The sequence below is a fragment of the Colwellia sp. NW0002-52-1 genome, from assembly GCF_057550865.1.
In genome coordinates this window covers 151,852-174,732 of sequence record NZ_BAAJLU010000002.1, presented here as the reverse complement: position 1 = coordinate 174,732, position 22,881 = coordinate 151,852, and the positions used below count along the sequence as shown (strand labels likewise).

General features: G+C 37.9%; 16 protein-coding genes. 15 read left to right on the top strand and 1 reads right to left on the bottom strand.

Features of this window, described 5'->3' with window-relative positions:
• Positions 1 to 10: 10 nt before the first annotated feature.
• The 14 genes from AC27H3_RS03390 (at position 11) to AC27H3_RS03325 (ending at position 15,607) form a co-directional block, all read left to right on the top strand.
• Positions 11 to 919 carry an ExeA family protein gene (locus tag AC27H3_RS03390; protein WP_487103737.1) on the top strand — a complete coding sequence of 303 codons (909 nt, stop codon included), beginning with the start codon at positions 11 to 13 and terminating at the stop codon, positions 917 to 919.
• On the top strand, positions 916 to 2,091 hold the full coding sequence (locus tag AC27H3_RS03385) for a tetratricopeptide repeat protein (protein WP_487103735.1): 1,176 nt from the start codon (positions 916 to 918) through the stop codon (positions 2,089 to 2,091). The genes AC27H3_RS03390 and AC27H3_RS03385 overlap by 4 nt, the downstream gene beginning before the upstream one ends.
• Position 2,092: 1 nt before the next feature.
• Positions 2,093 to 3,808 carry a GspE/PulE family protein gene (locus tag AC27H3_RS03380; protein ID WP_487103733.1) on the top strand — a complete coding sequence of 572 codons (1,716 nt, stop codon included), beginning with the start codon at positions 2,093 to 2,095 and terminating at the stop codon, positions 3,806 to 3,808.
• Positions 3,809 to 3,819: 11 nt separating this feature from the next.
• A complete protein-coding gene (locus AC27H3_RS03375; RefSeq protein WP_487103731.1) occupies positions 3,820 to 5,058 on the top strand; it encodes a type II secretion system F family protein in 1,239 nt (412 codons plus the stop codon).
• Positions 5,059 to 5,086: 28 nt separating this feature from the next.
• A complete protein-coding gene (locus tag AC27H3_RS03370; RefSeq protein WP_085301101.1) occupies positions 5,087 to 5,593 on the top strand; it encodes a hypothetical protein in 507 nt (168 codons plus the stop codon).
• 123 nt (positions 5,594 to 5,716) lie between these two features.
• Positions 5,717 to 6,331, top strand: coding sequence for a type II secretion system protein (locus AC27H3_RS03365; RefSeq protein ID WP_487103729.1), 615 nt, complete (start codon positions 5,717 to 5,719; stop codon positions 6,329 to 6,331).
• Positions 6,332 to 6,354: 23 nt separating this feature from the next.
• Positions 6,355 to 6,858 (top strand): type II secretion system protein, encoded by a 504-nt coding sequence (locus AC27H3_RS03360; RefSeq protein ID WP_487103727.1) that lies wholly within the window; start codon positions 6,355 to 6,357, stop codon positions 6,856 to 6,858.
• 257 nt (positions 6,859 to 7,115) lie between these two features.
• On the top strand, positions 7,116 to 7,604 hold the full coding sequence (locus tag AC27H3_RS03355) for a type II secretion system protein (RefSeq protein ID WP_487103726.1): 489 nt from the start codon (positions 7,116 to 7,118) through the stop codon (positions 7,602 to 7,604).
• Between the two features lie 27 nt (positions 7,605 to 7,631).
• Positions 7,632 to 8,129, top strand: a complete 498-nt coding sequence (locus AC27H3_RS03350; protein ID WP_487103724.1) for a prepilin-type N-terminal cleavage/methylation domain-containing protein — start codon at positions 7,632 to 7,634, stop codon at positions 8,127 to 8,129.
• Complete coding sequence (locus tag AC27H3_RS03345) at positions 8,119 to 8,724, top strand: type IV pilus modification PilV family protein (RefSeq protein WP_487103722.1); 606 nt, start codon at positions 8,119 to 8,121, stop codon at positions 8,722 to 8,724. The genes AC27H3_RS03350 and AC27H3_RS03345 overlap by 11 nt, the downstream gene beginning before the upstream one ends.
• Entirely contained in the window at positions 8,724 to 9,551 is an 828-nt protein-coding gene (locus AC27H3_RS03340; protein WP_487103720.1) for a PulJ/GspJ family protein, read from the top strand. The genes AC27H3_RS03345 and AC27H3_RS03340 overlap by 1 nt, the downstream gene beginning before the upstream one ends.
• Positions 9,541 to 10,005, top strand: a complete 465-nt coding sequence (locus tag AC27H3_RS03335; protein ID WP_487103719.1) for a PilX N-terminal domain-containing pilus assembly protein — start codon at positions 9,541 to 9,543, stop codon at positions 10,003 to 10,005. The genes AC27H3_RS03340 and AC27H3_RS03335 overlap by 11 nt, the downstream gene beginning before the upstream one ends.
• A 182-nt stretch (positions 10,006 to 10,187) precedes the next feature.
• A complete protein-coding gene (locus AC27H3_RS03330) occupies positions 10,188 to 10,742 on the top strand; it encodes a PEP-CTERM sorting domain-containing protein (RefSeq protein WP_487103717.1) in 555 nt (184 codons plus the stop codon).
• A 428-nt stretch (positions 10,743 to 11,170) separates the two neighbouring features.
• Positions 11,171 to 15,607, top strand: coding sequence for a DUF6701 domain-containing protein (locus AC27H3_RS03325; RefSeq protein WP_487103715.1), 4,437 nt, complete (start codon positions 11,171 to 11,173; stop codon positions 15,605 to 15,607).
• Positions 15,608 to 15,703: 96 nt separating this feature from the next.
• On the opposite strand, the gene AC27H3_RS03320 is transcribed toward AC27H3_RS03325, so the two are convergent.
• Positions 15,704 to 16,075: a hypothetical protein gene (locus AC27H3_RS03320; protein ID WP_487103713.1), complete on the bottom strand. Its 372-nt coding sequence runs from the start codon at positions 16,073 to 16,075 to the stop codon at positions 15,704 to 15,706.
• Between the two features lie 255 nt (positions 16,076 to 16,330).
• On the opposite strand from AC27H3_RS03320, the gene AC27H3_RS03315 reads away from it, so the two are divergent.
• The gene (locus tag AC27H3_RS03315) at positions 16,331 to 22,768 is read left to right on the top strand and encodes a DUF6701 domain-containing protein (protein ID WP_487103712.1); all 6,438 of its coding nucleotides are present in this window, start codon (positions 16,331 to 16,333) and stop codon (positions 22,766 to 22,768) included.
• Positions 22,769 to 22,881: the final 113 nt, after the last annotated feature.

Sequence of the window (22,881 nt, the reverse complement as noted above, 5' to 3'; positions counted from 1 at the left end):
GTTATAACTTATGTACTTGTACCATTTTGGTCTAAGGGAGTTACCTTTTACCCTGACCCCAAATACCAGTTTTTATTTGGGCTTAGAGTCACATAATGAAGCGCTGGCGGTATTACTTACAGCGCTAAAAACTGGCGAGGGTTTTATCAAAGTTGTCGGTGAAGTCGGCACTGGTAAAACCTTAATGTGCAGAAAGTTATTGAACGAAATTCCAGACCACTTCGTTACTGCCTATATTCCAAACCCGTACTTAAAACCTGATGAATTACGACGAGCAGTAGCGGTTGAACTCGGTGTAAAGCAAGCTCAAAGTATGTCGCTGCAGCTGTTAACTCAGCGTATTCAGCAAAGGTTATTGGAGTTGCATATTCGAGGGCATTCTGTGGTGTTAATTCTCGATGAAGCACAAGCTCTGCCTTCTGAAAGCTTAGAAGCATTGAGGCTCTTTACCAACCTTGAAACAGAAACACGCAAGTTATTACAAGTTGTGTTGTTTGCTCAGCCTGAATTAGATGAAAGGTTAGCAGAAAAAGCGTTTAGACAGTTAAAACAACGTATTACTTTTTCTTACAAGTTACGTGCAATGAATGCGCGTGAAGTTGATTATTATATTCAACACAGGTTACAAATAGCGGGTCATAAAGGGGAAAATTTATTTAGTCATTCATTGGCGAGCCAAGTTGCAAAAGTGAGTGGTGGTATACCTAGGCTTGTAAATATTATTTGTCATAAAATGTTAATGCTAGGCTATGGTCAAGGCAGCTATAAATTGACTAAAAAACATTTAAACTCTGCAATACAAGACACCGAAGGTTTGCAGATTCAGTCATCAAGAAAATTTTACATAATCAGTTTATTATTAGCTGTTACTTGTATTGGTTTGTACATTTCACGGGATATTTTTGGATTGCTAGCATGAGTGTAATAAACCAAATGTTAAAAGACTTAGACAAGCGACAGAGTGATCAGCAAGGTAGCGCTAATGTTGCTATGCCTTTCACCGAAAAAAGATCATCGTCAAAAATTATGCTTATGATTGTCGCAGTTATCGTTGTTTTTAATGTTATTGGTTGGTTTGGCTGGGAATTGTACAGTGAGAATCAACAATTAAAACTTCAAGCGCAGCAGGAAAAAGGCCACGTTAATCTGCTGACTTATCCGTCAATTGAATCATCAAGTAATAACACAGAAGTAAACACTAAGCCTGCGACTGAATATAAACCTACTCAAGAAACTAAAGTCGTTGAGATCGACCGAGAAGATGTTAGTACTTTAAAAGCGACAGCTAATTCTGCGCCGTCGGTTACTCAGACGGAACAAGTTGTTGATGTTGTAGCAGAGCCTAGTAAAGTAGAAAGTATCGCTACGGTAGATAAGTTAACTGTCTCGATGGGAGAAAAAAATGACACTGTGGTTATTGTTGCGCCGATTAAGCCTGTTGTAGAGGTTGCAGTAGTTGAAAAACCTGAACCCATAGCCAGTGAAGTTAAATCAAGCCTAACCATTTCGCGTTCTCAATTATCACCAAAAGCTTTAGCTGCAAATAAAATAACTCAAGCTGAAAAAGCAATGGAACGTAACGATCTTGCAAGCGCCGAGTCATTGTTTGAAGAAATACTGATGTTGACTCCTGCACACGAAACAGCACGTAAACAACTCGCTGCATTGTGGTATGGAAAAAAATATTATCAAGATGCTATTAACTTATTATCTCAAGGTATTGCCATAGCGCCACAGGCTGAAGAAATGCGTTTGATGAGTGCTAGAATCTATTATGAACAGGAACGAACAAGACAAGCTTACAATATATTGAAGCCGATTAACCTAAGTAATAGTGTCGAAATACAAACGTTATTAGCTAATGTGTCAGCCGAGCTAAACGAACATGAAAGTGCTATATTTTCGTATCGTAAGTTGATAACACAAGAGCCAGAAGTAGGTCGTTGGTGGTTAGGTTTAGCCGTATCTTTAGATAGCTTAGGCAAGTTTGTACCTGCAATAGATGCTTATAAAAAATCTATAACACAGAATAATTTATCAACGAGTGCAATGCAATTTGCTCAACAGCGCCTGATAGAGTTAGGAGAATAATATGGCAGCACCTAAATTAAAAATGCGTTTGGGCGATTTACTTGTTCATGAACACATTATTACCAATGAACATCTAATGCAGGCTTTAAATAGCCAAAAAACAACAGGAAGAAAGCTTGGTGATACCTTAATTGAATTAGGTCATATCAGTGAACGACAGTTACTAGAGTTTTTTGCTCAACAATTAGATGTACCTTTTTTAGATATCAGCCAACGTAGAATTTCTTCTGAAGTCGCTTTGTTATTACCTGAAGTACATGCAAGGCGTTTACGTGCCATTATTATAGAAGACCAAGGCGACTCTGTGCTGATAGGCATGAGCGACCCAGCTGACTTAAGTGCATTGGATCAGCTTGAACAAATGTTAGCACCAAAGCGTTTGAAGCTTGCTGTTGTAATGGAGACACAACTATTTAATGCTTTTGACGGCTTATATCGTCGTACAGCTGATATTGAGTCTTTTGCTAGTCAACTTGAGGAAGAATATGATCAAAGTAGTGACTTTGACTTGTCAAATAACTTTCTTGAGGAAGGCGGAGACGCGACGGTTGGTAAATTATTGCAATCAGTGTTCGAAGATGCCGTACAAATGCGCGCATCAGATGTTCATATTGAACCAGACGAAAAAGCGCTACGTATTCGTCAACGTATTGATGGCGTATTACAAGAAAATATTCTCAAAGAAAATAAAATTGCATCAGCAATGGTATTGCGTTTGAAGCTGATGGCAGGACTTGATATATCAGAAAAACGTTTACCACAAGATGGCCGATTTAATTTAAAAATTAATGGACATAACATTGATGTTCGTATGTCTACAATGCCGGTTCAATATGGCGAATCAGTCGTTATGCGTTTACTTGATCAGTCTGCTGGCATGTTGTCTTTAGATGAAACCGGTATGCCTGAGCATTTCGTCAAACGTATCCGTCATCAAATTTCACGTCCACATGGTATGGTGCTAGTTACAGGACCAACCGGTAGTGGTAAAACTACCACTTTATATGCAGCGTTAAGTGAACTTAATAAAGCGAGTAAGAAAATAATCACTGTTGAAGACCCGGTTGAATATCGTCTACCACGCGTTAACCAAGTACAAATAAACAGTAAAATTAACCTCACATTCTCCAGTGTACTAAGAACGGCATTACGACAAGATCCAGATATTCTAATGGTCGGCGAAATGCGTGATAAAGAAACTGTAGAAATAGGTTTACGAGGCGCATTAACCGGTCACTTAGTCTTATCAACTTTGCATACTAACGATGCTATTACGAGTGCTTTACGACTTTTAGACATGGGCGCAGCCGGTTTCTTAGTGGGGAGCTCATTACGAGCCATTATTGCTCAGCGCCTGGTGCGTAAAGTATGCGACAGTTGTCGACAAGTTTATCAACCCGAAGAACAAGAGTTAATGTGGTTGTCTAACCTGGTTGATGAAAATGTTAACGCTATTGAGTTTAGTCATGGTCGAGGCTGTCAAACTTGTCAATATACTGGTTATAAAGGTCGTATTGGTGTTTTTGAGTTATTAGAAATGAACGAACCTATGATGGCCGCTTTAAAACGCGATGATACAGAAGCGTTTACGCAGGCTGCGAAACAACACCCAGAATTTAGGCCTTTAGCTTTAGCGGCATTTGATTATGCTAAGCTAGGAATTACAAGTGTTGAAGAAGTACTTCGATTAGTAGAAACCATTGACGTTACAGGGTAAATAATAACATTATGCCAGCATTCAATTATATTGGGCGAGATGCCAGTGGTAGCCAAGTTAAAGGTGCTATTGAAGCAGCAGATTCAACTATGGCTGCCGAGCAATTATCTCGCAGGCGAATTATTCCAATATCAATAGAAAATGCTAGTAAATCCGAAGATGCAGAAACCTCTAATAATATTGACCTAAACGAATTGTTAGGATTCAATCAAGTTACGCTTGATGATTTAATCGTATTCTGTCGTCAAATGTATGCGCTAGTAAAGTCTGGTGTGCCTATTTTAAGAGCCATTAAAGGTATGGCAGAGTCGAGTACCTCTGTAAAATTAAAGTCAGCCTTAACCGATATATCATCTCAATTAGAAGGTGGCTTCCCGCTTTCTACAACATTGCACAAACATCCTAAAATATTTACACCATTATTTGTCTCTCTAGTACATGTTGGTGAAAATACGGGTAACCTTGATGATGCGTTTCTTAAACTTGCTAATTATTTTGAGCGAGAGCAAGAAACCAGAAAACGCATTAAAACAGCACTACGTTACCCAAGTTTTGTCTTAATTGCGCTTGTTGCCGCATTAGTTATTTTAAACATCTTTGTTATTCCAACCTTTGCCAATATGTTCAGTAAATTAGGTGCTGACTTACCATGGGCTACAAAAATGCTGATAGCGAGTTCAAACTTTTTTCTTGATTATTGGCCGCATATGCTTATTGGCAGTATTGTTGGTTTTTTCGTTTTAAGAAATTATTTAAGAACACCTTCAGGTATGTATTTATGGGATAAGAGAAAATTAAAATTACCCGTAGTAGGCGGTGTAATAGAACGTTCTATTTTGTCACGTTTTGCACACAGTTTTGCCATTATACTTAAAGCAGGTGTTCCAATGACTTCTGGCTTATCGCTGGTTGCCGATGCAGTTGATAATACTTATATGCGCGAAAAAATCTTAACAATGAGAAGCAGCATTGAAAGCGGCGAAAGTCTATTGCGCTCAGCGGCTACCAGTACATTATTCACCCCGTTAGTACTTCAAATGATCGCTGTTGGTGAAGAAACCGGGCGAGTAGATGAACTGCTAGCAGAAGTTGGGGATTATTACGAACGTGAAGTTGATTATGAACTAAGCACATTAACCGCTAGAATAGAACCTATTATGATTGCAATTGTAGCCGCCATGGTACTTGTGTTAGCGCTAGGCATATTTACTCCAATGTGGAACATGATGTCAGCATTCCAAGGTAAATAGCGATGCTTTATTCTTATGAGAAAACATCATGACATCACTACAAGTGGCTGAAAAAAATGAGAAGTCGTTAACTGAAACGCTTGTTGTTGTGGTGTTAGTCGCTTCGTTAATGGCCAGCTTTCTATTTTATTTTTTTAAGCAGCAAGAGCAACTCACGCGAGCAGGTTTCGAAACATTAGCACAGGTATTTTCAGCACGAATTAATGGTACACATGCGCAGTGGTTTATGGATCAAAAGCCTAACTACATAGTTATTGAAAGTAGTAATATTCAACCGGATGGAAGTGATAAAATAAAAGTGCCGATGAATAAAAAAGGTTGGATAGAGCCAGCAGACGAATTCATGCTATGTCAGCGTATTTGGCAAATTGTTATGGAGGCTCCCTTGATATACATGAAGCAGCCAATTGGTGCCGTGTTAGTTGAACATAAAAATGAAGTAGTGCAGTATTGTCAGTATAGTTTACCTAGTGGGGAATACTTCACTTACCAACAAAATAATGGCAAGGTCAGTGAGGTTAAACAAGCATACTAGGCTTTATGTGTTGGATATAATTTGTTGTGTAGAATTTGGAAGAGAAATAAAGTCGACTAAGTAAGTGACTTTACTAGTATTTCGTTGTTAGAATCTAAGTAATATAATTGTTAAGGGGTTGTTATGAATAAGCAGTCAGGTTTTACCCTCATAGAGTTAGTTATTGTTGTTGTAATTTTAGGCTTTTTAGCAGTAACTGCTATTCCTAAATTTCTCGATTTAACTGACCAAGCTAAACAAGCCAATATTGAAGGAATGGCTGGTGGTTTTGCTACTGCAGTTTCTTTAGCTCGCGCTCAATGGGAAGCTGAAGGACGACCAAAGGATTCTGATAGTAAAAATTCGGTAGATTATGATGGTACATTGTTAGTGCTAACTACTGAAGCAACGGGCATTCGCCCTGGTTATGTTGTTTCTTCAGTGGCTGGCGGTGGCAGTGGCTCTACATTAGGAGGTGGCTTCACTTCTGATAACTGTGTTGATATTTGGCAAAGTATTTTCCAACAGCCCCCTCGTATTACTGATGCTATTGCAACATTAAATAGTAATAATAGTATTGATTACTTAGCGGCTAAATCAGGCACAGGTGCCACAACACTTTGTCATTTTTATTTAAAAGAAACATTAAATAAAGACGGAGATAATTTTACAGACCCAGGCACAGCGACAACTACTGGTAATAGCTTTACCTATCAACCAGCGGACAGTTCGGTCGTTGTTTACATCAACAATAATTAATTTTTAAAATAAAGGCTCACGTTATGAAGAAGTTAACAAGTAATAGTTTAAATGCACAAAAAGGTTTTACATTAATTGAATTAGTCGTTGTAATTGTAATTTTAGGTATTCTTGCTGCTACAGCTGCACCTAAATTTATTGATTTAACTGGCGATGCTAGACGTTCTGTTATGGAAGGCGTTCAAGGCAGTATTAACAGCGCAGTTAATTTAGCCCACGCTAAAGCATTAGTTCAATCTGAAACTGGTGCTACGGGATCTATCCAAATTGGTACTAAACATTACGCACTTGTATTTGGTTACCCAGCGGCTGTGCCGGTAGGTAATGGTTCTGCGGCTGATGCAGGTCTTGGTATCTCAAGCCTAATAGAGCTTGAAGACGGCAGTGACATTAGTTTTTCAGAAGCATCTCCTAATGTTGTAACGCACGCTGGTACTCCAGACAGTGGTGTTTGTACATTATCTTATACCAATGCAACCGATGCTGAAACAGCACCTGGTTTAGCGGCAGTTTTAACAAGCTGTTAGGTCATTCACTATTAAATCAAGGAGAGCTTAGCTCTCCTTTTTTTTTGCGCTGATTTTACAGAATAAGTTTGGTTAATGGTTAGATGTTGCCTATAAACGTTTAGGATTGAGCGCTATTAGCTTTCATAAAAAAAGTGCTTGATATTTTTTAGATTAATTATGCTAATTAGATTAAGCTAACAAGATAGCGTTTGTCGAAAAAGTTTAACTATTTTAGCGGTATAGTAACTTACTCAAAGCAATTAAAGGTATGTAGTATGAATTCCAAAGGGTTTACCTTAATCGAGTTAATTGTGGTTATTGTTATTTTAGGTATTTTAGCTGCAACGGCAGCACCTAAATTTATTAATTTAAAAGCTGAGGCACAAACATCGACATTAGAAGGTGTAAAAGCAACTATGCAAGGTGCAGCAGCGTTACTTCATACTAAATCTTTAGTTAAAGGTAACCAAAAGCAGCCTACGGGTACAATTAACATTGGCGATGGTGGTGGGTTTAGTAACAATGGCGAAATTTTTGTTCGGTATGGCTATCCATTTGCAAAGTTGAGTGATTGGAAGCGCCTTATTAAACTTGATGATAATTTTAGTTACCTAGTGGTGAACTCAACATCAGAAAATACATTAATTATTTATCGCAGTGAAAACGCACAACCTACCAGTTTTGATGATCCATGTATGCTGTATTATCGAGTGGCAAATGACGAAAACTCACTGCCAACCTTTACATTAAATGAATGCGTCTAGAAATAAAAAATGAGTGAGGCAGTATAGTTGGCAAATACTAAATTCATAAGTAGTACACCATATATATCCTCTCGAGGTTTTACCTTGATCGAGTTGATTATTGTCATTATTATTTTAGGTATTCTCTCCGTGACCGTAGTGCCAAAATTTCTCACCTCTAAAGGTTTTACAGAGTTTGCATATCGTAGCGATGTTATTGCAAAGCTACGGTTAATTCAGACTAAGGCAATGCAGCAAACCAATAGCACTTATTGTCATAGCGTATTAGTAACTGCAACAAAATTAGGTACGCCAGATAATTGCTCAACTACGCCAAGTTTTGCTTCTGCATGGCAAGATAGTGCCTCAAAGATTCAGGTAGACAGTAATGACAATATTACGTTTACAACTAACTTTTCTGGCAATACATTCAACTTTGATAGTCTGGGGCGACCTTCTTGTAATGCCCCTTGCATAATTACTATCAATGGCGAGCAAAGTATAAGTGTACAAATAGAGGCAGAGGGCTATATTCATGCGCTCTAGTAGCAAAAAATCATCATTGTTCAATGCTTTCTCCAACAGTTTTCAGCAAGGCTTTACTTTAATTGAAACCATTGTAGGCATAGTTGTGCTATCTATCGCTTTCTCAATATTTACCACGTTAATTTTCCCGCTTGCAAACCAAAGCGCAGAACAGGTACATCAAATTAAGGCTGCAGAGCTTGGTCAATCAATGATCAATGAAATTCTAGGTAAAGCCTTTGATGAAAACTCAGAAATGTCAGGTGGTTATTATCGTTGCGGAGAAGACCAAAATAATGACGGCGAAATTAAATCAGCTGATAACGAAACATGTTCTACAGTTTTAACAAATGAAGAGGGTAATGAGAGAGAGCTCTTCGACGATGTTGACGACTATAATGGCTTGTCGTTGATTGAAAGTTCGCTGGGTGATAGTGATTCGTTAGGTGACATGTATGTTGGTTACCAAATCAACGTAGAGGTTATTAACGACAGTGATTATGATGGTGATAGTGATGGAGCCGATAATAACTATACCGCCAAACTTGTGACCGTTACTGTAACAACCCCGCAAAATTTTGATTTTGTTTTTTCTGTTTATCGGGTGAATTTCTAATGTCTTTAAGACGAAAGCATCAACAAGGCTTTACTTTAGTAGAGCTAGTAACCGTTATAGTAATTTTAGGTGTGCTAGCGAGTAGTATTACCTCTTTTTTACGTTTCGGTACTAAAAGCTATACCGATGCTGCCGATCGAGAGGCATTAATTTCTACCGCTAGGTTTGTTGTTGAAAGGCTAAATCGTGAAGTAAGACATGCACTACCTAATAGTATTCGTACCATTGGCGATAATAATCAATGTTTAGAGTTTGTCCCAATAGATAAAAGTGCCATTTATTTGGATATTCCGGTTGCGCCAGAAGCAGCAACTAACAGTGTTGAAGTCGTTATGTTAGAAGAGCCCCTTAAAACGACAACTGAGCATGTAGCCGTTTATGCACTGAACAGTGGCGATATTTATAATACGGCATCAGGTGTTATTGAGGCTTTCGCTTCAGTAAATAACTCTGGCAACAAACAAACGCCTTCAACCATAAACTTTGCAAGTAATACCTTGTTTAACGCAGAATCTCCCACTAATAGACTATACTTTATTGAAACGCCTGTGAGTTATTGTGTTGAAAGTAATGCTGTTTTTCGTTATCAAAATTATGGTTTTTCTAACTACGCGAGTAATGGCCAACCAAACTTAGGCTCTACAACTGCCCGTATATTAATGGCCGAGCATGTTGCTAATTACTCATCTGCTGGCAATATTGCGCCATTTAGAACTTTTCCGGCAACATTGCAAAGAAATGGCTTAGCGCTAACGAGATTAAAGTTTGTGCTTAATTTAGAGGAGATTGTATTTAATAATGAAATACAAGTACCTAATGTCCCATAAACAACCTCAGAGAATAATAAAACACTCACATTCTTTTCTGCGTAGATCTACGCAAAAGGGTAGTGCATTAGTTATCGCCATTTTTATCATTATTGTTTTGTCGGCACTCGGCGCTGCTTTAGTAAACATGTTAGATTCAAGCCAAGAAGGTGTGGCATATGAAGTTTTAGGCACGAGAGCTTACACAGCCGCACAAAGTGGTTTACAGTGGCAATTATCTGAAGCTTTTCCTTTGGGGAGTAATGCAATATCTTGTAAGAATCAAGCAGATATAAACAGTTTAACGCCCAACTTTGTTAATGTGCTAGGATTAAAACAGTGCAGTGTCAGCGTAACATGCTCTGATTTTGAACTAGATAATGTGCGCTATTATTCCATTTCTAGTACAGGGCAGTGTACAATAGACGGTGAGAAAACATCGAGAACAGTAGCGGTAGAAGCACGAAGTCTATAACTGTTAGTTTTTTTTACACTTTATCTGAATGCAAACGTTTTATAAAATTTTTATAAAAATAAGCTTATGATTTTTATTGCTTTATTTTTATTGGCATAAAATATGCTTTGAAAGTTGTGATTTAAATTATCATCAAAGCAAATATACAAATGATGCTGTTTTTCATTAATCGAGGTTTTATAATGATCAAGTATATATTCACATTAATTATTGCACTTTTCATGTTCATTTCTAACTCAGCTTCGGCGGGGTTGATTACTACAGATCTTACAGAAGATACCTATATTTCATATGGGGGCTATGATTGGACTTGGGCTTCACCTGTAAATGTCACCAATTATGTTGTTAATGACTTTCAAAATGGTCAAAGAACCAATGAATTTAAAAATGCTGATTTTCATGCTGGATGGATGGAAATTGTAAACACCGCAAATAATCCTGACCTAGAAAGTTTATTTTTAGATTTAGAGCTATCAGATTTTATCGATGTTAATAATGTCATAATTAGCTCGGTATCGTATTGGAATACATTGTTTACTGACGTTGATGTTACACAATTTAACGAACGCTTAGGTAAAAAAAATGACCAAGGTGATGATCAATTTTTTAATTACGAAACTTTCTATGTTCGTGCATCTAACACACAAGCTCCGGCTACTGTGCCAGAGCCAACAACATTATTTATTTTCGCAGCAAGTCTGGCTGGTTTCGCACTACGTCAACGTAAAACTAAGTAATTGAAATATGCTTAAGTAATTGAAAAATGAGTTCACTAAAGCCCGCTAACAGCGGGTTTTTTTTGCATTATTATCGAGTTAGTGGCTTTAAATAGACTTATGAAAACGGTTTGATTTTTTATCACCCTCAATTTAATTACCAACTTAATTCCTGCGCAGTAATCAAGCCCAATAGAGCGGCACTGTTAAATTACACGTCTTGAGCTTGAGTCGAGTTCAGCATAAGCTTAAATTTAAATATTTAATACGTTGGTTATTATTAACTAATTCGATATCACCATTTTTTTAAGTTATTGTTAATTATGTTTATTTTTATTTTTTCTGAGCGATGGGGCTTTATTCCTCCGCATTTTATAAATTGTGATAGGATTAAATAGACAATATTTAGTATTTTTGTAAATCAAAACTGTAGCGCTAAGGTTGGTATGATGATTTTATCAAGATGGTTTCTAGCTTTTATTATCACGGTTATTTCAGTTTTCTCTAATCCGCTTATTGCTGCACTTTGTCCTGCCGTATTTCCTGATGTTATTGCCACTCATGGTACGCAAGAAGTTGATAGTAATATTACTTTTGGTAGAGCGGCACAAGTTAAAAATAACCCTGACACCATTTTAACTACTCGCGCCATACAATTCACTAGCACTCCATTTTTTCCTACTTGCGATAGTATTGAATGCACAGCATCTAATACGTCTTCGGCTACTTCCAATCCTGCATTTGATGAAAATAACAGCTCACAAGATGTTAGCGTTATAGATGGTGGTTCTATTACTTTTGGGATTAGGGGACTTAATAAATATCGAAATGTAAATATTAATATTATCGACACCAATGCAGATCCTAAACCCGTACCAAATTTTGCAACCTTAAATTTCGGCAGTGGCTATGATAGTTATCATTTTAAGCAATTTAATTTAGGGGTTAACACCACGCTTAATCTTTTGGCGGGTAAGAGTTATTTTTTTGAAGAATTAACCATTCAAGAAGCGACAACCATTAATGTGGTTGGTGATGGTACCGCCATTGTTTACGTTAAAAAAGCGTTAACTTTTCCAGCTGATACTCAAGTTAACTCGCCGATTAAAGCCAGTGGAGATGTAACTAAACTGGTTATGCATGTTGATAATAATACGGTATTGAAAAGCGGTGTAACTTTTTCAGGCGCACTTTATGCTAAAGATCTTACCTACACTTCAGCAAGTTTTTTATACGGTGTTTCAGCAGGAGAAAAGGTTATTATAGAGGAAGGCTCTTTACTTACTTACGATGCAAGAGTTTTTGATGCTGAATTTGGACGAGTTTGTGGGCCAGAGCCTGAGGCAATAATACCTATTGCAAATTTTAAGTTTGATGAAAAAGAGTACGCTGATGTTAGTGGCGAAGTTAAAGACAGCATTGGAACTTTTCATAGCAGAGCAAAATTTTCTCAGCCTGTTGAAGGAAAAGTTTGTCGGGCTATCGATTTATCAGCAACAGGCACCAGCGACTATGTTGTGCTTGATGAGGCGGTATTAGATGGTCGTTCTGAGTTTAGTATTTCTGTTTGGGCAAAAACGGCAAAAACAGGTGCTCAAAGCATAGTGTCAGGTGCAACATCAGGCAGTAATAATGAACTGATAATGTGGTTTACTAATGCCACTCGTTTTAGGCCTTATTTACAAAACACGCAAAATGGTACCTTGCCAATATCTTCAATAGCAGGAGATACATGGCGTCACTTAGTGTGGACACACGGTAATAACCAAAGCTGTTTGTTTATCGATAAAGTTCCCCAGGGTTGCTTAAATCAAACGACCAGCGTGCTATCAATTCAAAGCTTAATTCTAGGACAAGAGCAAGATAGTGTCGGCGGTCGTTTTTCAGCAGCGCAAGCTTACAACGGCTTATTAGATGAGTTAGTGATTTTTGATAAAGTTATCGAACAAAGCCAAATCGATCAAATATATGAATTTCAGGACAATGGTTTAGGACTTGATGGCGAGCCTATTTCTTGTGGTAATGATCCCATCCTTCATTACTCGATGGAGGCATTGTTATGGAACGGCAGCCAAGGTGAAGTGATTGATGAAACAGGTAATTATAATACCAAAGCTGAAAATGGTGTTACTACGGCTAATCAAGCCCCAGCGTTAACTGGCAATCCAGGAACTTGTCGTTATGGTGATTTTGATGGTGTTGATGATTTTATTCAGATTAATGATGACCCAGTGTTAGATTTACAAAAAGAGCTGAGTGTTAGTGTTTGGATTAATCCCAAAACACTGCCGCAATCAGGTTTGAAAACGATTGTTTCTAAGGATGAAAACTATGAATTTCATCTAAATTCATCGGGTGAAATTCTTTGGTGGTGGCAAACACAATCGTTTACAACGTCGGGCGCAGGTATAACAGCAGGGAATTGGTACCATATATCAATAACCTACAAAAGTGGTAAACAAGTAATATACGTCAACGGTGTTGAGAAAGGCTCTAGAACTCATACTGGAGACTTAATTCTCAATAATGATCCGATACAAATAGGGCAGGATCAAGGTGTTCAGAGCCGTTTTTTTTCTGGTTACATTGACGAGGTTTTCATTTTTGATAATGCACTATCTTCAACAGAAGTTAATGCCATTTATAATATGCGACACGCATGTGCCGAGCCGGTTATTCATCATTACGAGATTGTACATGATGGAAATGGCCTAACTTGTGACGCTGAAGCCATTACCATTAAAGCTTGTACCAATAGTAACTGCTCAGTAGAAAGTACCGAGTCGGTAAGCTTAAATTTCAATATCATTAGCCCCACAACAGGCACGACAATCAAAGCTACACCTACTTTCACAGGTAGTACAATCGTTAACTTAAGCCACACAATTGCCGAAACAGTGACCTTAACGATTGATGATGCTAGCATCGCAGCAAGTAACGCCGTTGAATGCTCTGGTTTTGGCTCTAGTTGTGAAATGACTTTTGCTGATGCAGGCTTTCGATTTCTTTATGAGGATAATAATAGCGAAACAATTGCTCCACAAACAGCCGGTGTTGAATTTAATGAAACATTAAAATTGCAAGCGGTTAAAAATAATAATGGTGTTTGTGCCGGCATTTTTAACGGCAATGTTAACATTAGTTTGTCACAGCAAAATATTACACCAGACTTAGCCTTTAATGCCGGTTTAGCATTTCAAACAGGCGGTGATAATATAGCGAAACATCCACAATATTCTGATAATGTTATTTTGGATTTTGGTAACGATAGTATTGCAATTATCCCTTCGCCTAGATATTTAGATGCCGGTAAAATTCGCTTAAATGCGAGATACACGAGCGGTAGCATTGCCATTGTAGGTAGCTCGAATGATTTTTGGGTAAAACCTGCTAATTTTGATATATCAGCAAGTTACTTAAGCGCCCCTTTAAATGGTAATACTGCGTTAAGTACAACAACACATAAAGCTGGAGAAAATTTCAACTTAAGTGTTAAGGCGCTTAATTTTGACGGTCAACCAACACAAAACTACCGACAATCTGATGGCCAGTTACAGCTCAAAGTAACACGTACCGCACCAGTATTAAATTCAACGGTAGATGGCATATTTACTTATGCTGCAGGGCAGAATATTACGACTTCAACCAACGCGAACTTTCAGGACGCTAGCTTAACTAGCTTTACCGAAGGCGATAAAGGCGAGTCTGTTTTTAATGCTGCGCAATTTAATGAAGTGGGTATTATTAATCTTGATATTCAAGATGTTAATTATGGTGGTTTAGGTAGTACCCAAGGGTTAGTGTCGGCTTTAGCTGTCAGCGTTGGGCGTTTTACCCCTGCTTACTTTAAACAAAGTGTCAAAGAAGAGCATACAGGGAAGTTAGATAATTTTCACAGTACAATAGGTAGTTGTGCTATTGCTGATTGGGCATATAGCGGCCAAAAAACTAGTGATAATAAAGGCACTATTTCATATAGCATAGAGCCAAAAATAACGATTACAGCTTATAATGCGCAAAATGAAGTAACTCAAAATTATACTTTAGGTGAGCCTGAAAATTTTATGAAGTTGCTAGCCAGTGGCGTCGATACTATTGCGCCGACTAACGATGATGTGCAACAAGTTGTTGATAGTGTTGCTGGCAACCCTGTAGGCATAACTTCTGCAATGGAAATCGGTACGTTAAGTGCAAGTATTGATGATGAAGGCGAGTTCAATGCCGGCGAATGGCTTTATACTTTTTCTGTTAACGACCACTTTAGTTATGATCATAACGATACAAGTTTACTACAGCCTTTTGGTGCAATAATTCCACTTGTTACAGCGCAAGTAGAAGACAGCGATGGTATTTTATTGAGCACGGATACTGGTTCGGCAGAAAAGCTACTGATAGAAGGCGTTGAAATTCGGTTCGCTCGCATGGTGCTTGAAAACTCTTATGGATCAGAAAAAAGCCAATTACGAGCACCACTCAATATTGAAATTTATGATGGTACTAACTTTATCACTCATAGCGCAGAATCTTGTTTAACAACACTTATTGCGGATAAAAAATCTGGCGCTAAATATTCGGGTAATATGGATCTTTGGGATTATCGTTTAATTGATATTGATACAGATGCCATTCAGGTTGGAGATACCACCGCGAGTGTTTCAGGTATTTTTGAGTTAGGCATACAGAATCAATTGCTATTTAGTCGCCCAGATAAACAAGGCATGCTTGAGTGGGAGTATGAAGTACCTGATTGGTTTAAGTTTAAATGGGATGCGCTAGATACAGGTTCTGACAATAACTTTTATGATGACAATCCTAGCGCCTTATTAAGCTTTGGTATTTATCGTGGAAACGACCGTATTATTTCATGGCAAGAAATTGAAAAATAAAGCATTAATTAAGCTTCGACCTATAACAATAGCTATATTGAATTGCGCAATATAGCTATACTTTATGCTGAGTTTATTTATAAATATCTATTTTAGTTATTGAGTGATTAAATTACTTGCTCGACTATTAGCATTTTCTAAAAGTGCTTCCTCGGCTAACATAGATTCTTCTTTTTGCGTTTTCAATAACTCGGTTTCAGCGCCATTTTGAATATTATTCGCATTTTGAAGTAATTGATTTTCATTTTCAATACGTTGATTTTTAACTGATAACTGAAGTTCTTTGTCAAGTAACTCTACTTGCTTTTGTCGCTCTTTTACTAATTCAGCTTCATCTAAGGTTAGAGTTTCATCTAAGGCTATAGCTTCATTTACTGCATTATTATCCATCGTATTCGACTTATGCTCTGGACTACAGCCGGCGATTAAAAAAATAATTACACTTCTTTTGATTACTGCGATGTACATTCACTATGCCTTCTAAGATGAAATAACTAAATAACATGTTATTATTGCATGAAATATTATAAAAAGCAGAAAGGTAAGTATTAGTCACTGAGTTAATTAAACGAATTACAGTGGTTTTATCGATAATATTAAGGTTATTTATGTCAACTCATTCATGAATTCAACACTTCAAATTATCTCTACATTGCCTCACCAAGTTACAATTTCAGATTAAAGGTTACAACACATATGCAGCAGGGAACCTTCATTCCTTATATGAAAAAGATCATTGTAATAGCTTGTTTATTGACTAGTTATGCTTATGCCGATGCTTTATCTTCATCAGACATCACCCTGATTGACTCGCAATATAACAGTACAACATGGGCAGCAGAAAACTTACTCGATAATGATCCCTCAACACGTTGGCTATCACGCTCTCAAAGTAATAATTTAAACTTTCAATTATCAGAAAGTAACGGTGCCATGTGTTTTAATGGCTTCGAATTAACTAATTATGGCGGCGATGATCGGGGTGTAAATCAATTTGTATTATTGAGCACTGAAGATGAAGGCCTAAGTGCAAACGCAGGTTCAGCAGGTTGGAAGCCCATGATTGCTGATGAAAACCCGGTAGGCTATCTAGATTATTTAAGTTGGGCGCAAGGGGCTCGACTAGTATCTGTTGATGCAGAATATAACTCTACCTCTTATTCAGCAGAAAACATTAATGATGGTGACCGGTATTCTCGTTGGCTGTCTCGTAAATCTAACAATGTTATAGAATATAATTTTGATACAGACTGGGATGGATCAGCTGGTAATGGTATTACCATTAATGAACTCGAAATAACCAACTATGGAATAGATGATCGTTCGGTTAAACAGTTTCAAGTTGAAATTACTTATGATGGTTCAACTTGGCAAAAATTACAGGTTCCAGGTACCGCCGCTGGCGATGAAGAGTATGTTTATACTCGCTTCCAAGATGGTGGAGTTCTCGGTGCCATCGACAGCCAATATAATACAACTAGTTACCATGCTGAAAACATGCAAGATGGTGATCAAAATTCTCTATGGTTAAGTCGCAAAGGTAATAACACTATTGAGTTTACCTTCGACCCTAACAACAATGGTATAACGGGGGCAGAAGGTGACTCTGCAGATGTTTTTACCCTAGACAAAATTAACATTGAGAACATTGGCAATAATGACCGCTCAGTGAAGCAGTTTCAAGTTGCCGTTAAAACGCTAGCAAATCCTGATTGGCATAAAATTAATGTGCCAAGTGCGATAATTGGTGAGGAAAACTATAACTTCGCCATGTCACATCATGGTGGCACCTTGGTTAAAATTGATAGCGAATATAATTCAACGAGCTTTGGTGCTAAAAATATTCATGATGGCGACCAAAACACAAGGTGGTTAAGTCGTAAAAGCAATAATGAATTGGCTTTTCAATTTGATGCAGATGAAAACGGTACCCTTGGCGCAGCAGAAGACCTTTTTACCCTAAACAGTATTTACTTACGAAACTATGGCAATGACGATCGAGCAATTCAACAATTTCAGCTAGCAGTTAAAACTAGCGACAACCCTAATTGGACGAAAATTAATGTTCCAGGTGCCAGTATTGGGCAACCCGATTATAATTTTGCTATGTCACATCACGGTGGCAAATTAGTTAGCATTGATAGTGAATATAATACTACAAGCTATGCCGCGAAAAATATTCATGACGGTGATCAAAATACATTCTGGTTAAGCCGTAAAAGCAATAATGAATTAGCCTTTCAATTTGATGCAGATGAAAATGGTTCTCTCGCCTCAGCTGAAGATCTATTTACGTTAGAGCAATTTTATTTAGTTAACTATGGCAACGATGATCGTTCAATCAAAACATTTCAAATTGCAGTAAAAACAAAAAGCAACCCTAACTGGTCGAAAATAAATGTGCCTGGCTCAACTGCAGGAGAAGCTAATTATAACTTTGCTTTAGCACAACAAGGAGGCATGTTAACGGCTATCGACAGTGAGTATAACTCAACAAGTTATGGTGCTAAAAATATTCATGACGGTGACCAAAATAGCCTATGGCTGAGTAGAAAAAGTAATAACACATTAGACTTTCAATTTGATGCTAATGAAGACGGTATTCAAGCAGGCGCGGAAGATCTTTTCACTCTAGAGAGCTTTTACTTAGTTAACTATGGGAGTAACGATCGGGCAATTAACAAATTTCAGGTAGAAGTTAAAACGTTAGCTAATAGTAATTGGACAAAATTACCAGTATCCAGTGCCGGAACAAATACGCCTAACTATAACTTCGCCTTAGCAGCAAATGGCGGTAGTTTAACTGGAATTGACAGTGAGTATAACTCAACAAGCTATGGTGCTAAAAATATGCACGATGGTGATAACAGTACCCGTTGGCTTTCTAGAAAACAGACCAATACTTTATCATTTAGTTTTGACAGTAACTTTGACGGCATTGCTGGCGATGCGATCAGCATTGATACCATTTCACTGATTAATTATGGCAATAATGATATCTCAATACAAACTTTTGAAGTTGATATTCAAATTTCAGGCGGTGCCTGGCAAACCATAGAGGCGCCGTCAGGTGGTACTATATTTACTGCAGCTATGAATAGTAACCAACAAAATTGGACTATAACACCGCAAAGTAATGTAACCGCTCTTCGCCTTAGAACATTGTCAAACTACGGGGATGCAACCTACACGGGTGCGATAGAGTTTAAAGTAATAGGCACCTTATCGGGGCAGTTATATACCTATTCTGCAGCTATGCATGATAATGGCGAAACCTTTACTATTGCATCAGCTGATCAGCCGGTTGGTGTAACAAATGTGCGATTTAGAACTATTACTAACTATGGTGATCCTTCTTTTATCGGTGCTAAAGAGCTTAAGCTTAGAGGTACGTCAGTAAATGGGTCTAAAACCTTTACGGCCGCAATGCATAGAAACGGCGAAACATTCACCCTTGATAGCAACGATGTACCTGAAGACGTTACCGACGTAAAATTAATTACTATAAGTAATTATGGCGATCCTTCATTCGTAGGAGCAAGAGAGTTAAAGCTGCTAGGACCATCAGTGACGGAAACGAAAACTTTTGTCGCCGCTATGCATGACAATGGTGAAAGCTACATATTAGATGATGTTGATATTCCAACTCAAGTTACCGATGTGAAACTCATTACTATCAGCAACTATGGCGATCCAACATATGTTGGCGCTAAAGAGTTTAAAATACAGGGGCCTTCGGTCACTGAAACTAAAACCTTCATCGCCGCTATGCAAAGTAACCTAGAAAGCTTTCAACTTGATATTAACGACATTCCTATAGATGTAACCGATGTTAAATTAATTACTATTAATAATTATGGCGATCCTTCGATTACGGGTCTTCGAGAATTTGAAGTTGTAGGTAAGTCAGTAACAGCCGCGAGCACGTTTAATTTACCAATGACTTCAACACCTTTTAAAATAGTGCTTGATGATGAAGATACGGTTTCTGGCGTTATTGGTGCGCGTATTGTTACGATTAAAAACCATGGCGATCCTTCTATTACTGGCTTAGCCGACTTTAAATTGTTAGGTGAGGCAATTACGCCAAGCTACATTTTTACTGCGGCAAATATAACACCGGCACAAACGTTTAATTTTACGCCCGTTAACGCTAAAATTTTTCGTTTTCATAGTATGAATAATCATGGCGATAGATCATTCACCGGTGCTGCCGATTTCAAATTAAATAGCAGTTTCTGTGCGAGTCCTATCGCTAATTTTCAGTTTGATCAGTGCAGCTACATTGGCTCAGGCAATGAAGTAATTGATCAACTAGGGAATTATTCTGGAACAAGTCATAATGGTGTTAACACAAGCTATGATGCAAAAATTGAAAAAGCATTAGCCATTAGCGATGCGCTTCAACATGTACAAACCAGTATTCCCTTACCGGCTGATTTTAGTGTTTCAACTTGGTTTAAAAAGCCAACAGATACCGCGGGCAATCGTTACTTTATTCTAGGCGCAATGGCCGCAGGTGGCGATTTACTGTATCTCGATCGAAATAATAGTTGGCGTTGGGGAGTTTATGACGGTGATACCAGAAGAGCAATTAATGGTAACTATAGCTTTAATAGTATTAATAATGATTGGCATCATTTGGCATTAATTTATAGTAATGAACAAACAAGTTTATACATAGATGGCAGTTTTGTTGAAACGATAAATTTAGCGCCCGCTGGAACATTGAAATTTATCGGTACATCTTTCGATGATGTTAGTTCAAGTAACCCGCAAGGATTTAGAGCACCCCTAGATGAGTTTATTGTTTTTGACAGTGTCTTGACTGCTGACGACGTGACTAGAATTTATAATAACCAGTCAAAGAACAAAAACTATGATGGCTCAACTCGAGCAGCAAGTGATTGTGCACGCATTCATCATTTCGAAATAGGCCATGATGGCCGAGGTTTAACGTGCGCGCCTGAACCTATTACGATAAAAGCCTGTGTTGACATTGACTGCACAACTGAAAGTACAGAATCAGTTAGTTTAGACTTCAATATAACCAGTCCAGTAAGCGGTTTAGTAACTAAAGCGACCCCTACTTTTACCGGTAGTACCCATATTAACTTCGGTCATACCACCGCTGAAACCATTATTTTATCTATAGACAACGCCAGTGTAGCAGCCAGCAATGCTGTTGAATGTTCTGGGTTCGGTACAAGTTGTGATATGTCTTTTGAAGATGCAGGCTTTAGGTTTCTTTACGGAGATAGCAATAGTGAAATTATTAGTCATCAAACAGCCGGTAAAATATTCAGAGAAACCTTAAAGTTACAAGCGGTAAAGAATAATAATGGTGTGTGTGAAGGCATATTTAATGGCGAGGTCAATATCAGTATTGCTCAGGAAAATGTTACGCCTGACGTTTCGTTTAATGCCGGCTTAGCATTTCAAACAAGTAATACTAATATCGCGAAGTATCCACAATTTAGCGATAATGTATCGTTGAATTTTGGTAATGACAGTATTGCCATTATTCCTACACCTAATTACTTAGACGCGGGTAAGATTCGCTTACATGCAAAATATACTAATGCTGATATTTCAATATCAGATAGCTCAATCGACTTTTGGGTGAAACCAGCTCGATTTCAGCTTTTGGCTACTCATGCTACAGAGGAAATAAAGGGTAATAGCAGTACAAGTACAATCACGCACAAAGCGGGTGATAGCTTTAATTTTAAGGTTGAAGCGCTTAACTTAGCCGGTGATTTAACACAGAATTATCGTCAAGCTGATGGCCAGTTACAAATGACGGCTTATAAAGTTGCACCAAGGCTTAACGGAAGTGTTGCAGGGAATTTTACTTTCGCCCCAGGGCAGACTATTCAAGCTGAGACTAAAAATGTTGTACTGAATAGCTTTAGCGAGAATGTAAAAGGCCAATCGTTATTTAATGGTGCTCAATACGATGAAGTTGGGATCATTCATATAGACTTGCAAGATATTAATTATGGTGGCCTAGGCAATATCAATGGTTTAGTTACTGCAAGCAATTCAACGGGTGCACAAGGGATAGATATTGGTCGTTTTACACCAGCCTACTTTAAACAGTCAGTAAAGGAAGATCATAAAGGTAATTTTGATGCCTATGCTTATCCTGATGCTGTCGGTGTTTGTGCATTTTCTGATTGGGCCTATACCGGGCAACGTACCAGTGAAGACAAAGGTGCCATTGCTTATAGCCTTGCACCAAAAATAACGATAACAGCCTACAATGCGAACAATGAAATTACGAAAAACTATACCTTAGGAGAGTCTGAAGGCTTTATGAAGTTAACGTCATCAGGAATAGACATTACTTTGCCAACACATGACGACAGTCAGCCAATGGTTGGAAATATACCTGATAACCCTGTTGCTTTAACTGCTGAAATGGAGTCAGGTAGCTTAAGCGCAAGTATTGATGACGATCGTAATTTAATTCCAGGTGAGTGGCTTTATACTTTTTCTGACAGTGACCATTTTAGTTATAACCATAATGATACAAGCTTATTGGCACCCTTTGATGCAAAAGTACCTTTTGTGACAGAGCAAATAACCGATACCGATAATATTAGCTTATTAACTGAGCCTACAACGAATATAGTTGATGAATCTGCCATTGAGAAATTTACCACTGGCGGGGTAAATATTCGCTTTGCTCGTATGGTATTAGACAATGCTTATGGCTCAGAAAATGCTAAATTAAGAGTGCCAATGAGCATTCAGGTTTATGACGGAACAAACTTTAATGAGCATCAAGATGAAAGCTGTTTAGCACCGCAGGTAGGCAATAAAGTGGCAGGTGCAAAATACTCAGGAAACATGAATCTTTGGGATTATCGTTTGCTGGATATAGGCAATGATGCAATACAAGCTAGTCATACCGAGGCAAGTATTTCTGGGCTTTTTATTAACGGTCGACAAAATCAATTACTTTATGCCGCTCCGGCACAACAAGGTGCACTGGAATGGGAATATGAAGTGCCAAGCTGGTTGAAATTTAAATGGAACGACATTGATACAGACAGTGATGGTAATTTTTACGATGACAATCCTAGTGCGCTATTAAGTTTTGGTATGTATCGAGGCAACGACCGCATAATTTCATGGCGCGAAGTGGTGAATTAGTTCGTCATATTATTTGTATTAGAGCAAAGGTAGGAATTTGAGCGAGCAAACCATGGTTTAGCTTCACTAATAACAAAAATATCTTAAAATTTAATGATATTTTTGTTATTGAA

What these genes read in the sequence shown, in the direction of transcription:
- AC27H3_RS03390 (WP_487103737.1), top strand. Translation starts at nt 11, where the DNA reads ATGTACTTGTACCATTTTGGTCTAAGGGAGTTACCTTTTACCCTGACC.
- AC27H3_RS03385 (WP_487103735.1), top strand. Translation starts at nt 916, where the DNA reads ATGAGTGTAATAAACCAAATGTTAAAAGACTTAGACAAGCGACAGAGT.
- AC27H3_RS03380 (WP_487103733.1), top strand. Translation starts at nt 2,093, where the DNA reads ATGGCAGCACCTAAATTAAAAATGCGTTTGGGCGATTTACTTGTTCAT.
- AC27H3_RS03375 (WP_487103731.1), top strand. Translation starts at nt 3,820, where the DNA reads ATGCCAGCATTCAATTATATTGGGCGAGATGCCAGTGGTAGCCAAGTT.
- AC27H3_RS03370 (WP_085301101.1), top strand. Translation starts at nt 5,087, where the DNA reads ATGACATCACTACAAGTGGCTGAAAAAAATGAGAAGTCGTTAACTGAA.
- AC27H3_RS03365 (WP_487103729.1), top strand. Translation starts at nt 5,717, where the DNA reads ATGAATAAGCAGTCAGGTTTTACCCTCATAGAGTTAGTTATTGTTGTT.
- AC27H3_RS03360 (WP_487103727.1), top strand. Translation starts at nt 6,355, where the DNA reads ATGAAGAAGTTAACAAGTAATAGTTTAAATGCACAAAAAGGTTTTACA.
- AC27H3_RS03355 (WP_487103726.1), top strand. Translation starts at nt 7,116, where the DNA reads ATGAATTCCAAAGGGTTTACCTTAATCGAGTTAATTGTGGTTATTGTT.
- AC27H3_RS03345 (WP_487103722.1), top strand. Translation starts at nt 8,119, where the DNA reads ATGCGCTCTAGTAGCAAAAAATCATCATTGTTCAATGCTTTCTCCAAC.
- AC27H3_RS03340 (WP_487103720.1), top strand. Translation starts at nt 8,724, where the DNA reads ATGTCTTTAAGACGAAAGCATCAACAAGGCTTTACTTTAGTAGAGCTA.
- AC27H3_RS03335 (WP_487103719.1), top strand. Translation starts at nt 9,541, where the DNA reads ATGTCCCATAAACAACCTCAGAGAATAATAAAACACTCACATTCTTTT.
- AC27H3_RS03330 (WP_487103717.1), top strand. Translation starts at nt 10,188, where the DNA reads ATGATCAAGTATATATTCACATTAATTATTGCACTTTTCATGTTCATT.
- AC27H3_RS03325 (WP_487103715.1), top strand. Translation starts at nt 11,171, where the DNA reads ATGATTTTATCAAGATGGTTTCTAGCTTTTATTATCACGGTTATTTCA.
- AC27H3_RS03320 (WP_487103713.1), bottom strand. Translation starts at nt 16,075, where the DNA reads ATGTACATCGCAGTAATCAAAAGAAGTGTAATTATTTTTTTAATCGCC.
- AC27H3_RS03315 (WP_487103712.1), top strand. Translation starts at nt 16,331, where the DNA reads ATGAAAAAGATCATTGTAATAGCTTGTTTATTGACTAGTTATGCTTAT.